Below are 13,498 nucleotides of genomic sequence, written 5' to 3' on the forward strand. Positions count from 1 at the left end.
GGGGAGTGGGGTGATCACGCCGGGAGAGCTGGCCCGGCTGCTGGAGATCCCGGAGCCGACCGATGAGCAGGCCCGGGTGATCGAGGCGCCGATGGCGCCGATGGCGGTGATCGCCGGCGCCGGGTCCGGCAAGAGCGAGACGATGGCCGCGCGGGTGGTGTGGCTGGTCGCGAACGGCTTCGTCCGGCCGGAACGCGTCCTCGGCCTCACCTTCACCCGGAAGGCCGCGGCCGAGCTGGGCGTCCGCGTGCGCAAACGGCTCGACAAGCTGCGCGAAGTCCTGCCGGGCGACGAGCTGGAGCGGCTCGGCGGCGAGGCACTGTTCGACGGCGAGCCGATGGTGTCGACGTACCACTCGTACGCGGCGCGGCTGTTCGGCGACCATGCGCTGCGCGAGGCCCTCGAACCCACGATGCGGCTGATCTCGCCGGCGGTGGCCTGGCAGATCTGCTCGCGGGTCGTGGACGCCTACAACGGCCCGATGGACCGCATCGAGTGGCAGCCCGACACCGTCACCAAGGCCGTCATGGAGCTGGCCGGAGATCTCTCCGAGCATCTGCGGACGGCCGAGGACGTCCGCAAGGTCGGGACGTGGCTGGACGAACGCTTCGCCGCGGTGAAGAAGCCGCTCAAGGCGCAGCGCGACATCCTCGCCAAGCACGCCGTCCGCGAGCAGATGATGCCGCTGATCGAGGCGTACGGGCGGGCCAAGGCCGACCGGGAGGTCATCGACCACGGCGACCAGATGGCCCTGGCCGCGCGGATCGCCCACAAGCATCCCGAGGTCGGGATGATCGAACGGTCACGGTTCTCCGTCGTCCTGCTGGACGAGTACCAGGACACGAGCCAGGCGCAGCTCGTCCTGCTCACGTCGCTGTTCGCGGGCGGGCATCCGGTGACGGCGGTGGGCGACCCGTGCCAGTCGATCTACGGCTGGCGAGGCGCCAGCGCCGGGAACCTGCTGCGGTTCGCCTACGACTTCCCGTTGCGGCCGGGCGTCGCCGGGGGGCGCCCGGTTCCGGCGCCCGTCGTCCAGCTGAGCCGGTCGTTCCGCAACGGCGAGCAGATCCTGGAGGCGGCGGCCAGGGTTCAGGAGGAGCTGCGGGCGGAGACGCGGTCGGTGCCCCGGCTCATCCCCGGCGCGGGGCGCGAGAACCGCGGGCGCGTCGAGTGCGCGCTGTTCCACACGGTCGAGGACGAGGCCGACCGCATCGCCGCGCGGATCGCGCGGCTCATGGCCGCCGACCCCGAGACGGCACCGGACGGCGGCCCGCAGGCGGAGCCGCTCCAGTACTCCGACGTCGCCGTCCTCGCGCGGAAACGGTCGCAGTTCCCGCTCATCCGGCGGGCCTTGGAGGCGCGCGGCATCCCGGTCGAGGTCGTCGGCCTCGGCGGGCTCCTCACCGTCCCCGAAGTGCAGGACGTGGTCGCCACGCTGCGGGCCATGCACGACCCGACGGCCGGCGCGTCCCTGGCCCGGCTCCTCACCGGCCCGCGCTGGCGCCTCGGCCCGCGCGACCTCGTCGCCCTCGGGCGGCGCGCCCGCACCCTCGCCCAGGAGGCGGCGCGCGACGTCACGCCGCCGGAAGGCGCGGAGCCGCCGCCGGAGGAGCCGGACGACGCACCCCCGGGAGAAGGCCGGGAGGACCCGCTGCGTCAGCTCGTCAGCGAGCTGAACCAGGAGACCGGCAGCCTCGTCGACGCGCTCGACGACCTCGGCCCGGCGGAGGGGTACTCGCCGGAGGGGTACGGGCGGCTGCGGCGGCTCCGCGACGAGCTGCGCATGCTGCGCGGGCAGGTCGGGCTGCCGCTGCCCGACCTCGTCAACGAGGTGGAGCGCGCCCTCGGCCTCGACATCGAGGTCGCCGCGCGTTCCGGGCTCGACCCCGTCACCGCCCGCGCGGACCTCGACGCCTTCATCGACGCCGCCGCCACGTTCGCCGGCGACGCGGAGGACCCGACGCTCGGCGCGTTCCTCGCCTACCTGAAGGCCGCCGAGACGGAGGAGTTCGGGCTGGAGGCGGGGAGGGTCGGGGAGACCGACAGCGTCAAGCTCCTCACCGTCCACGCGTCCAAGGGCCTCGAATGGCCGGTGGTCGTCGTCCCCGGCCTGTCGTACGTCCCGCAGAAGAACGGCGCCCCCGCCAAGGGCTCGATCTTCCCGTCGCCGCCGCAGAACGCCACCCGCTGGACCGCGAACCCGCGCGTCCTGCCGTTCATGCTGCGCGGCGACCGCGCCGACCTGCCCCCGCTGAACGGCCTGGACAAGGACGACCTCGCCGCGTTCGACCAGGCGTGCTCCGAGCGCGACCTGCGGGAGGAGAGACGGCTGGCCTACGTGGCGGTCACGCGCGCGTCCGGCCTGCTCATCACCACCGGCTACTGGTGGGGGTCGTCGGGCCGGCCGCTCGGCCCCTCGCCGTTCCTCGAAGAGGTACGGGCGGTCTGCGTCGCCGGGGCCGGGTCCGTGGCCGTGTGGGCCGACGCGCCGGAGGAGGGCGCCGCCAACCCGCTGCTCGCCGACCCCGACGAGGCGCAGTGGCCCGCGGCGCCCGGCGACCGCGGCCACTCCGACGTGTCGGCCCGTGAAAGGTACGAGGCGGTCGTCGAGGCCGCCCGCATGGTCGAGGACGAGATGGCCGGGCGGACGCGGCACTGGGCGGGCGACAGCGGCCTGTCCGACGCCGACCGCGCCCGCATGTCCGCGTGGGCGCGCGACGTCGAGCTGCTGCTCGCCGAGCGCGACCGGGGGCGCGGCGGGGACGGCCTGATCGTCGAGCTTCCCGCGCACCTGTCGGTGTCGTCGCTGGTGTCGCTCGCCCGCGACCCGGCGGCCCTCGCCCGGCAGATCCGCCGTCCGATGCCGCGTCCGCCCGCCCCGTACGCGCGGCGCGGCACCGCGTTCCACGCCTGGCTGGAGAGCCGCTGGGGGCAGCAGCGCCTCCTCGACCCCGACGAGCTGCCCGGCGCCGCCGACGAGGGGGCCGCCGACGACGCGCAGCTCGCGCGGCTGCGCTCCCGTTTCGAGGAGTCGGAGTGGGCGTCGCGGGAGCCGCTCGACATCGAGGTCCCGTTCGAGACCATCATCGGCGACCGGCTGGTCCGGGGCCGCATGGACGCCGTTTTCCGGTCCCGGGACGGCGTGTACGAGGTCGTCGACTGGAAGACGGGTTCGCCGCCGTCCGGGGAGGAGGCCCGGTTCGTGTCGGTGCAGCTCGCCGCGTACCGGCTGGCGTGGGCGGAGCTGGCGGGGGTGGACGTCGAGCAGGTCAGTGCGGCGTTCCACTACGTCAGCGCCAACGTCACGGTCCGTCCGGCGGACCTGCTCGACGCGGACGGCCTCGCCGCGCTGCTGGACGGCGTACCCGCTGCCTGATTTGTCCGAGAATGTCGAGTGATGAGTCTCACTGCCCCCTGTTCACCGTGCGTGCTTTCGGGGATGATCCGGGCAACAATGCGAGGGAGGCGGCGTGACGGTGACCCATGACGAGAAGGTCGTACGGGAGTTCTCCAAGCAGGCCGCCGGGTTCGCCGACCCGGCGCGGAACGCCGCGTTCACCCGTCATCTGGACCGGCTCGTCCGTTTCATGGAGCCGGAACTCGACCTTGAGGACATCGTCCTCGAGGTCGCGGCCGGCACCGCGCTCGTGTCCCGCGCGATCGCCGGGCGCGTCCGCCACGTGACGGCCCTCGACCTCACGCCGCCGATGCTCGCCGAAGGCAAGCGCGACGCCGACCACGCCGGTCTCGTGAACGTCACCTTCACGCACGGCGACGCCACCGCCCTGCCCTACCTCGACCGGTCGTTCACGCTCGTCGTCACCCGCTTCTCGCTGCACCAGGTCGCCGACCCGGAGGCCGTCGTGAGGGAGATGGCCCGGGTCAGCCGCCCCGGCGCCGCGCTGATCATCGCCGACCTGATCCGCCCGGACGACCTGAAAGGCGACGCGGACCGCATCGAACGGCTCCGCGACCCCTCGCACGGCACCGCCCTCACCGAGTCGCGGATCGCGGAAATCGTCACGGCCTCCGGCGCGGAGGTGAAACGCGCCGAGCGGTTCGACTACACCCGCCCGCTCGACCCGTGGCTCGACTTCTCCCAGACCCCAGACGACGTCGCGGCGCAGATCAGGCGAGAACTGGAGGACGAGCTCGCCGGCGGCCCGGCGACCGGTATGCGTCCGAGCAGGCCCGACGGCGTCCTGCACTTCACGCACACGTACTTCTTCCAGCAGGCGATCGTCGGATAACGTTTTCGACCAAATGTTCGACGCATGTCGCTCGCATGTTCTAGGTTGTCGAACATGGGTTCTAGCAATGTGCGCTCCCTCGATCGCGAGCCGGCCGCGCTGGCGATGCGCATCGGCGTCGTCGCGGCCGAGGCCGCCCTCGCCACCTTCGCCCGCAACCTCGACCTGGACGACCTTGAGGACGGCGTCGACTTCCAGGGCGCCATCGGCCCCGCCGAATGGCCCGTCTTCTCCCTGGTGATCGACACCCTCGCCGAGGCGGGCCCGGGCGACCGCCGGTCCCTGGACGAGCGCCGCGCCGACGCCCTCAACGACCTCGCCCGCATCTGCATGGCCGCCAAGAACCGCGTCGCCTGACCGGGCGCGTCCGGGACCGCGCGGCCTTGGCCCCGGGCGCCGCCCCCCCGCTGATCGCCGCCTCGCCGCGCTGCCGCGCCTGCTGGACGGGCGGTACGAGGCACTGCAAGGCTGCCGGACGTGTTGGTCGTGGGCGTTCTGGCGCTGGCAGCCCTGGCAGGGTGGCTGTACCTCGCACTGGGCCACGGCGGTTTCTGGAAGACCGGCCCAGGGCTCCCACCGGGCGCCGACCCGTCCTACTGGCCCGAAGTAGTGGCCGTGGTCCCGGCCCGCGACGAGGCGGCCGTGCTTCCGGAGACTCTGCCGACCCTGCTGGCGCAGGAGTACCCGGGCACCTTCAGCGTCATCGTCGTGGACGACGGAAGCGGCGACGGCACCGCGGACGTGGCGACCCGCCTCGGTGACGAGACGAACAGGCTTCGCGTGGTCGAAGCGACAGAGCGTCCCCCGGGGTGGGCGGGCAAGGTGTGGGCGATGTCGGAAGGCGTCCAGGCCGCAGGAGCGCCGGAGATCCTCCTGTTCACCGACGCCGACATCGCCTACGCGCCCGGAACGGTGACCGGTCTCGTGCGCGCCGCCATCGCCGGCGAGCGCGACCTCGTGTCACAGATGGCCACGCTCAACACCGGCACCCGCTGGGAACGCCTGATCGTCCCCGCCTTCGTGTACTTCTTCGCCCAGCTCTACCCGTTCCGCCGCGTCGCCCGCGACGGCACCCGCACCGCCGCCGCGGCGGGCGGCTGCATGCTCGTCCGCCGCGAAGCCCTCGCGCACGCCGGCGGCCTCGATGCGATCAAGGGCGCGCTGATCGACGACGTGGCGTTCGGACGGCTGGTCAAACGCGCCGGCGGGCGCTGCCGCCTGGACCTGAGCCGCGACGTGACCAGCCGCCGTCCCTACCCCGGCCTCACCGACCTGTGGACGATGATCGCCCGAAGCGCCTACGACCAGCTTCGGTATTCACCGGCACTTCTCACCGGCACGATCGCGGCGCTGCTGTTGATGTACGCGGTACCGCCCGCCGCTTCCCTGGCGGGGCTGACCGGCCTCGCGACCGGCACGGGGAACGCCGCCCTCCCCGCCGCGGCGGGCCTCCTCGCCTGGACGGTCATGGCCGCCACCTACACGCCCATGCTCCGCTTCTACCGCCTGTCACCGCTGCGCGCCCCGGCCCTGCCCCTGGTGGCCCTGATGTACGCGGCCATGACCATCGATTCGGCCCGCCGGCACCGCGCAGGCCAGGGCGGCACCTGGAAGGGCCGCACCGCCGCCCGAGGGCGGCCCTAGGAGAGCCGGACGACGGGCCGCCGATCGAACCGCGAACAGGTGGTGAGCCGCGCTGGCCGGGCACGCGGCGGTGATCTTGTCACACGGCCACACATCCGGTGCAGCCGGTCTCGTCCCCGGCTTCATTGGAGGAAGTGTCCAATTGCGTTAGCGTCGGCCCGCCGTCACTCGGACGGTCAGTGGGACGACGAAGGGTTACGGGCCATGTCCATCAAAGTCCGCCATGTCCTGCGCACTGTGCTGGTGTCCTGTATCGGGGTCGCCCTGACGGCGACCGCCCTTCAGGGCCCGGCCGCCGCGGCTCCCCAGGAGAGCAAGCCTCCCGCCGAAGATCCGTTCTACAGGCCGCCCTCGCCGCTTCCGGAGGGGCGGCCCGGCGACGTCATCAGGTCGCGGCCGGCGGTGTTCACGGTCGACCCGTTCGGCAAGGCGCCCTACGAGGGCGTCAAGTCGTGGCAGGTCCTGTACCGGTCGGAGACGGTGCACGGCACGCCCACCGCCGTGTCGGGCATCGTGCTCGTCCCGACCAAGGCGTGGACGGGCGAGGGCGAGCGGCCCCTCGTGTCCTACGCCGTCGGGACGCGCGGCCTCGGCGACTCGTGCGCCCCGTCCTACACCCTCACCCAGGGCCTGGACTACGAGGCGATCATGATCACTGACGCGCTCAGCCGCGGCTGGGCCGTCGCCGTCACCGACATGGAGGGCCTCGGCACGCCCGGCCAGCACACCTATGAGGTCGGCCGCTCCCAGGGCAAGGCCGTCCTGAACATGGTGCGGGCCGCGCAGCGGCTCCCCGAGGCCGGTCTCGGCGGCGCACCGGTCGGCTTCTGGGGCTACTCGCAGGGCGGGACGTCGGCGGCCTGGGCGGCGCAGCTGGCACAGTCCTACGCGCCGGAACTCGACCTCAAGGGCGTCTTCGCCGGGGGAGTCCCGTCCGATCTGCGCGCGGTCGCCGCGAACCTCGACGGGTCGATGTTCGTCGCGCTGATGTTCATGTCGGCGGTCGGCTACGACGCCGCCTACCCCGGGCTGGACCTGGGGAAGTACCTCAACGACAAGGGCCGCGAGCTGCTGCGCAAGGCCCAGGACATCTGCCTCGCCAGCGTCGACGGCGCCTCCACGCTGATCGACACCGCGTTCAAGAAGATCAGCGACTACACGACCAGCGACCCGCTGGCCACGCCGCAGTGGCGGGAGGCGCTGGACGCCAACAAGCTCGGCGGGACGGCCCCGGGCGTCCCGGTCCTCCAGACGCAGGCCGTCTACGACCAGATCATCCCGTTCGAGCAGGCCGACACGCTCCACAAGGCGTGGTGTGCGAAGGGCGCGAACGTGACGTGGAAGACCTACACGCTCGCTGAGCACGCCACCGGCATGATCTGGAGCTGGCCGGACGCGATGGCGTTCCTCACCGACCGCTTCGCCGGCGAGCCCACCGAGGGCAACTGCGCGGCGTGAACGAGCGCCGCCGCAATCCGCAGGGCCATCCTGTCCCACGCAAGGGGCAGGATGGCTCCATGGATTTGGTGGAGTTCCTCCGAGCGCGGCTGGCGAGGGACGAGCAGATCGCCCGAGCCTGTTCCGGCATCCCCTGGAAGGCGACGCCCTCCGGGACCATCCACACCGACACCCAGGACGATCCGGCGTATGTCGCGTCGGCGGAGAACGAGGCGTACTCCGAGCACATCGCCCGCCACGACCCGTCCAGGACGCTCGACGAGGTGGCGGCCACACGCCAGATCATCGATGACTACGAGAAACAGGCCTGGATCCTCGATCAGGGCCACCGGACCCCGGAGCTCGAAGCGGCGCAGGCGGTTCGCGAGACCGTCCTGCGCTGCCTCGCGCTCACATACGCGTCCCATCCCGCATATCGAGATGATTGGCGGCCCTGACAGGACATGCCGCGCCCAGTTATGTAATCTCGATGTGAGGCCGAGAGGCGCTGCAACGGGCGAGAGCCCGCCACGCTCGGCCCGGACTTCGTGTAACAAGGGCGCCTCCCAGTACAACGGGAGGTGCTCGAAATCAACGACAACGAACTTCGCGAGCTTCTGGACCAGCGCATCGCCGTCCTCGACGGAGCCTGGGGCACGATGCTCCAGGGCGCGGGCCTGGCCCCCGAGGACTACCGCGGCGACCGCATCGGCGGCGACCATCCGAAGGACGTCACCGGCGACCCGGACCTGCTGAACCTGACCCGCCCGGACGTCATCCTGGACGTCCACCGGCAGTACCTCGAAGCCGGCGCCGACATCACGACCACCAACACGTTCACGGCGACCAGCATCGGCCAAGCCGACTACGGCCTTGAGGACCTGGTCCACGAGATGAACGTCGAGGGCGCCCGGGTGGCCCGCCGGGCCGCCGACGAGTTCGGCGGGCGGTTCGTCGCCGGTTCCGTCGGCCCCCTGAACGTCACGCTGTCGCTGTCGCCGCGCGTGGAGGACCCGGCCTACCGCGCTTTCACGTTCGACCAGGTCAAGGCCTCCTACGCCGGGCAGATCGCCGGGCTGGCCGAGGGCGGCGTCGACCTCCTCCTCATTGAGACGATCTTCGACACGCTGAACGCGAAGGCCGCGATCGCCGCCGCCCGCGAGGTCGCCCCCGACCTGCCGCTGTGGATCTCGGTGACGATCGTCGACCTGAGCGGGCGGACGCTGTCCGGCCAGACCGTCGAGGCGTTCTGGCGGTCCATCGAGCACGCCGAACCCCTGGTCGTTGGCGTGAACTGCTCGCTGGGCGCCGAGGAGATGCGCCCGCACGTGGAGGACCTGGCCCGGGTCGCCGCCACCTACACCGCCTGCCACCCCAACGCCGGCCTGCCGAACGCGTTCGGCGGCTACGACCAGACGCCGGACGAGACGGGCGCCTACCTCGGCGACTTCGCCGCGGCCGGCATGGTCAACGCTGTCGGCGGCTGCTGCGGGACGGGCCCCGACCACATCGCCCGCATCGCCGAGGCCGTCCGGAACGCGGCCCCCCGCGAAGTCGTGAAGCCCGCCAAGGCTCCCCGCTTCAGCGGCCTGGAACCGTTCGAGATCGGCCGCGACACCGGCTTCGTCATGATCGGCGAGCGGACGAACGTCACGGGCTCCAAGCGGTTCCGCAAGCTCATCGAGGCGGGCGACCACCAGGGCGCGGTGGACGTGGCGCTGGAGCAGGTGCGCGGCGGCGCGAACCTCCTCGACGTCAACATGGACGCCGACCTGCTCGAAAGCGAGCGGGAGATGACGACGTTCCTGAACCTGATCGCGACCGAGCCGGAGGTGGCCCGCATCCCGATCATGGTGGACAGCTCGCGGTGGAGCGTGCTGGAGGCGGGGCTGAAGACCGTCCAGGGCAAGGGCGTCGTCAACTCCATCAGCCTGAAGGAGGGCGAGGAGCAGTTCCTGGAGCAGGCCCGCCGCGTCCGCGACTTCGGCGCCGGCGTCGTCGTGATGGCGTTCGACGAGCGGGGCCAGGCCGACACCGCCGACCGCAAGGTGGAGATCTGCGGGCGCGCCTACGACCTGCTCACGCAGAAGGCCGGGTTCCCCGCCGAGGACATCGTGTTCGACCCGAACGTCCTCGCCGTCGCGACCGGCATCTCCGAGCACAACGGGTACGCGAAGGCGTTCATCGACGCCCTGCCCCGCATCAAGGAGCGCTGCCCCGGTGTCCGCACCAGCGGCGGCATCTCCAACCTGTCGTTCTCGTTCCGCGGCAACGAGGTCGTCCGTGAGGCGATGCACTCGGCGTTCCTGTTCCACGCCGTCCGCGCCGGGCTCGACATGGGCATCGTCAACGCCGGTCAGCTCGCCGTCTACGAGGACATCCCCGCCGACCTCCTCGAACTGGTCGAGGACGTCCTGTTCGACCGCCGCCCGGACGCCACCGACCGGCTCGTGTCGTTCGCCGAGAACGTCAAGGGCGAGGGCACCAAGCGGGAGGTCGACCTGTCGTGGCGGGACGCGCCGGTCGCCGAGCGCCTGTCGCACGCCCTCGTGCACGGCATCGTCGACTTCATCGAGGAGGACACCGAGGAGGCCCGGCAGCAGGCCGAGCGTCCCCTCGACGTCATCGAGGGCCCGCTGATGGACGGCATGAAGATCGTCGGCGACCTGTTCGGGTCCGGCAAGATGTTCCTGCCGCAGGTGGTCAAGAGCGCCCGCGCGATGAAGCGGTCGGTCGCCTACCTGGAACCGTTCATGGAGGAGGAGAAGGCGGAGGCGCTGCGCGCCGGGCGCGTCCAGGAGGACCGCGGCCAGGGCAAGATCGTCCTCGCGACCGTGAAGGGCGACGTGCACGACATCGGCAAGAACATCGTCGGCGTCGTCCTCGGCTGCAACAACTACGACGTCGTGGACCTCGGCGTGATGGTCCCCACCGCCAGGATCCTCGACACCGCGGTCGCCGAGAACGCCGACGCCGTCGGCCTGTCCGGGCTCATCACCCCGTCGCTGGACGAGATGGTCTCCGTCGCCGCCGAGATGGAGCGCCGCGGGATGAAGCTGCCGCTGCTGATCGGCGGCGCCACCACGTCCCGGCAGCACACCGCCGTGAAGATCGCGCCCGCGTACGACTCGACCACCGTGCACGTCCTGGACGCGTCCCGGGTCGTCGGCGTCGTCTCCGACCTCCTGGACGAGGGCCGCGCCGGGGCACTGGACGTCGCGAACCGCGAGGAGCAGGCCAGGCTCCGCGAGCAGCACGAGACCAAGCAGCGCCGCCCCCTCCTCACCTACGAGAAGGCGAGGGAGAACCGCGAGCGGGTCGACTTCGGTGACCTGCCGGACCCGGCGTTCACGGGTGTCCGGGTCGTCCAGCCCGACCTCACCGCGCTCCGCGAGATGATCGACTGGCAGTTCTTCTTCCTGGCGTGGGAGCTGAAGGGCAAGTACCCGGCGATCCTCGACCAGCCCGTCGCGCGGGAGCTGTTCGACGAGGGCAACGAGCTGCTCGACCAGATCATCGCGGACGGCTCGTTCGAGGCCCAGGGCGCCTACGGGTTCTGGCCCGCGCACTCCGACGGCGACGACATCGTCCTGCCCGAGGCGCGGTTCCCGATGCTGCGGCAGCAGACGTCCAAGCCGCAGGGCCGCCCGAACCGGTGCCTCGCCGACTACGTCGCCCCGTCCGGCGACCACCTGGGCGGCTTCGCCGTGACGATCCTCGGCGCCGAGGACCTCGCCGCCAAGTACGAGGAGCAGCAGGACGACTACAGGTCGATCATGGCGAAGGCGCTCGCGGACCGGCTCGCGGAGGCGTTCGCCGAGTACATCCACCTGGAGGCCCGCCGCGCCTGGTTCGAGCCGGACGCCGACCCCGTCATGGCCGACCTGCACGCCGAGCGGTTCCGCGGCATCCGCCCCGCGCTCGGCTACCCGGCGAGCCCCGACCACAGCCTGAAGCAGAAGCTGTTCGACCTGCTGGACGCGGGACGCCTCGGCATGAAGCTCACCGAGTCGTACGCGATGACCCCGGCCGCCAGCGTCAGCGGCCTCATCTTCGCGCACCCCGCGTCCCGCTACTTCACGGTCGGACGCGTCGGCAAGGACCAGGTCGAGGACTACGCCCGCCGCCGCGACCTTCCCTTGGCCGAGGTCGAGCGCTGGCTCGCCCCCAACCTCGCGTACTGATCACGGTTCACGTGGTCGCGCGGCCGGTGAGCCGGTACGGCCGTCGCGACATGGGAAACGCCTGACCGCCATCCGTTCGCCGACCACGACATGCGGCACGGCGAATCCGGCGCCCACGCAACCCTGGAGGTCACGGGCCGAGCCTGCGAGCGGGCGGGTCCCCGGCCGGAGGGGGACCCGCCAATTCCACGGGCATCATCCGCGTCACCCCGGTGATGGAGCAGGTGCGCCTGACCATGCCCTGCTCCGGCAGCCGGATCGACATCCGGGTACCGACCGTCTTCGCTCGAACATAGGTGCGCAGGATGACGTTCACGCCGCTGGAATCGCAGAAATGACAGTCCGTGAGGTCGAGGACCAAAGACCGGAGGCCCTCGTCCAGCAGCCGCCGTGACGCCGTGTGCAGATCGTCGCAGTTGCGGACGTCGGCCTCTTCCGGAAAGAGCAGGATCGCGTTCTGGGCCGTGCGCTGGACGATCGCGCCGCCTGAAGTGGTGAACTCCATGGTCGCCTCACCCATGGTCGGTCTAACCCTGTGTGCCGCGCTATTGGACCACTGTTCAACGCCCCAAGTGGGTCCGAATCCAGGATCAATCCGCGCGCGGGCGAAAGTCAAACCCTGTATGAAAGTTCTGACATCATTCGCCGTGTGGAAATTGCCGACCTCCTCGAACAGCTCGCCGGACGCGACCACAAGGCCGCGAGCGACGCCCTCGTGGCCATCGGCGCCCCCGCCGTAGGGCCCGTCCTGGCCGTCCTCTGCGACGAGGACTCCCCGGTCGACTGGAGCACCGGCGCCGTGGTCCTGCGCCGCATCGGCCGCCCGGCCCTCGACCCCCTGATCGAGGCGATGGCGGCGGCGCCGACCCGCGAAGTGGCGCGCCGCTGCGGCTGGGCGCACTGCGGCCTGGAGATCGACGATCCGGCGGCGTTCGTCCCCGGCCTGCGGCACCCGGCGCCCAAAGTGCGCGGCAACTCCGCCTACGTCCTGCAACTCAAGGGCACCGCCGCCCTTCCCCACGCCCCCGACCTGATCGCGCTGCTGGCCGACCCGGACGCCGACGTCCGCCAGCGCGCCATCTGGGCACTCGAGGAGATCGGCCCGGACGTGGTGCCCCTCCTCCGCGACGTCCGCCGCTCCCGCACCGCCGGCCGGCTGCGCGGACCGGCCCTGGAGGCCATCACCGCCATCGCCGGACTCGCCGCGCTGGACGACCGCGACCAGGCCCTCATCCGCCGCCTGGTCCGCGTGAAGCAGGCGACCGAGACACCCGAACCCATGCACCTGTGCGGCACCTGGTACGCCGTCCCGTCCGGCGACCAGGAGGCCGTCCTCGACGCGTTCGGCCTCTCCGACCCCGAACCCGCCACGATGCGGATGGGAGCGTCCGCCTGGAACGGCGACCACCACGGCGGCGGAGCGAGCTCCCGCGTCTACGTGACCCCGCGGCTCGACGGCTGGACCCTCCTGTTCGGCGACCCCTTCGACGGGGGCGGGGAACCCGATCCCGAAAAGGTCCTGGGCCACTGCCGCGAGCTGAGCCGCCGCTTCGGCGCCGCGCACTGGTACGGCGCGAGCTGCGGCGACGACTGGACGTCCTGGTGCGTCGCCGAACAAGGCGAGATCGTCCGCTACTACGACGTCTACGAGCCCGGTGACCAGATCGGCCCCGCCCATCCCGCCGAGGACGGCTACCTGCTCCCGCACATCGACGGCTTCCCCGACGACGCGTTCGACGGCGTGCGCATCTCCGACAACGAGGCCTTCAGGGCCCGCTACGACCAGGTCAAGAAGGAGCTGAACATCCCCGACGAATGCCACGCGACCACGTTCGCGGCCCGCGCGTCGGTGGACCCGTCCGCCCTCGGCCCCCACACCCGCGTGGACGGCCACGCCGTCCTGGCCCTGACCCCCCACGGCCGCGAACACGGCCACCCCCGCGGCGCCCTGCGGATCTGAACCGAGATCACGTCCACGGCGCC

Annotated in this window: 9 protein-coding genes and 1 riboswitch; of the genes, 8 read left to right on the plus strand and 1 reads right to left on the minus strand. The window is 71.8% G+C overall.

The window, feature by feature from the left end:
- Window positions 1-10 precede the first annotated feature (10 nt).
- The 7 genes from ACTWPP_RS11805 to metH all read left to right on the plus strand — a co-directional run bounded on the left by ACTWPP_RS11805 (window position 11) and on the right by metH (window position 11,515).
- Complete coding sequence (locus tag ACTWPP_RS11805) at window positions 11-3,376, plus strand: ATP-dependent helicase (protein WP_443104232.1); 3,366 nt, start codon at window positions 11-13, stop codon at window positions 3,374-3,376.
- A gap of 94 nt (window positions 3,377-3,470) precedes the next feature.
- Window positions 3,471-4,250, plus strand: a complete 780-nt coding sequence (locus ACTWPP_RS11810; RefSeq protein WP_443104233.1) for a class I SAM-dependent methyltransferase — start codon at window positions 3,471-3,473, stop codon at window positions 4,248-4,250.
- 54 nt (window positions 4,251-4,304) lie between these two features.
- Window positions 4,305-4,607, plus strand: a complete 303-nt coding sequence (locus ACTWPP_RS11815) for a hypothetical protein (protein ID WP_358457153.1) — start codon at window positions 4,305-4,307, stop codon at window positions 4,605-4,607.
- 120 nt (window positions 4,608-4,727) lie between these two features.
- Window positions 4,728-5,894, plus strand: a complete 1,167-nt coding sequence (locus tag ACTWPP_RS11820; protein ID WP_443104234.1) for a glycosyltransferase — start codon at window positions 4,728-4,730, stop codon at window positions 5,892-5,894.
- A 204-nt stretch (window positions 5,895-6,098) separates the two neighbouring features.
- Window positions 6,099-7,352 (plus strand): lipase family protein, encoded by a 1,254-nt coding sequence (locus tag ACTWPP_RS11825; RefSeq protein WP_443104235.1) that lies wholly within the window; start codon window positions 6,099-6,101, stop codon window positions 7,350-7,352.
- Window positions 7,353-7,411: 59 nt separating this feature from the next.
- Window positions 7,412-7,789: a DUF6221 family protein gene (locus tag ACTWPP_RS11830; RefSeq protein ID WP_443104236.1), complete on the plus strand. Its 378-nt coding sequence runs from the start codon at window positions 7,412-7,414 to the stop codon at window positions 7,787-7,789.
- 36 nt (window positions 7,790-7,825) lie between these two features.
- Window positions 7,826-7,903: riboswitch (S-adenosyl-L-homocysteine riboswitch) on the plus strand.
- Window positions 7,904-7,912: 9 nt separating this feature from the next.
- Window positions 7,913-11,515, plus strand: a complete 3,603-nt coding sequence (gene metH / locus ACTWPP_RS11835; RefSeq protein ID WP_443104237.1) for a methionine synthase — start codon at window positions 7,913-7,915, stop codon at window positions 11,513-11,515.
- A gap of 130 nt (window positions 11,516-11,645) precedes the next feature.
- Here the strand turns inward: metH and ACTWPP_RS11840 are convergent, their stop codons facing one another.
- The gene (locus ACTWPP_RS11840) at window positions 11,646-12,035 is read right to left on the minus strand and encodes an STAS domain-containing protein (protein WP_443104238.1); all 390 of its coding nucleotides are present in this window, start codon (window positions 12,033-12,035) and stop codon (window positions 11,646-11,648) included.
- Window positions 12,036-12,164: 129 nt separating this feature from the next.
- On the opposite strand from ACTWPP_RS11840, the gene ACTWPP_RS11845 reads away from it, so the two are divergent.
- A complete protein-coding gene (locus ACTWPP_RS11845; protein ID WP_443104239.1) occupies window positions 12,165-13,475 on the plus strand; it encodes a HEAT repeat domain-containing protein in 1,311 nt (436 codons plus the stop codon).
- The last annotated feature ends 23 nt before the right edge of the window (window positions 13,476-13,498 follow it).

This window comes from Actinomadura sp. 3N407 (genome assembly GCF_052245875.1).
In the GTDB taxonomy this organism is placed as follows: domain Bacteria; phylum Actinomycetota; class Actinomycetes; order Streptosporangiales; family Streptosporangiaceae; genus Spirillospora.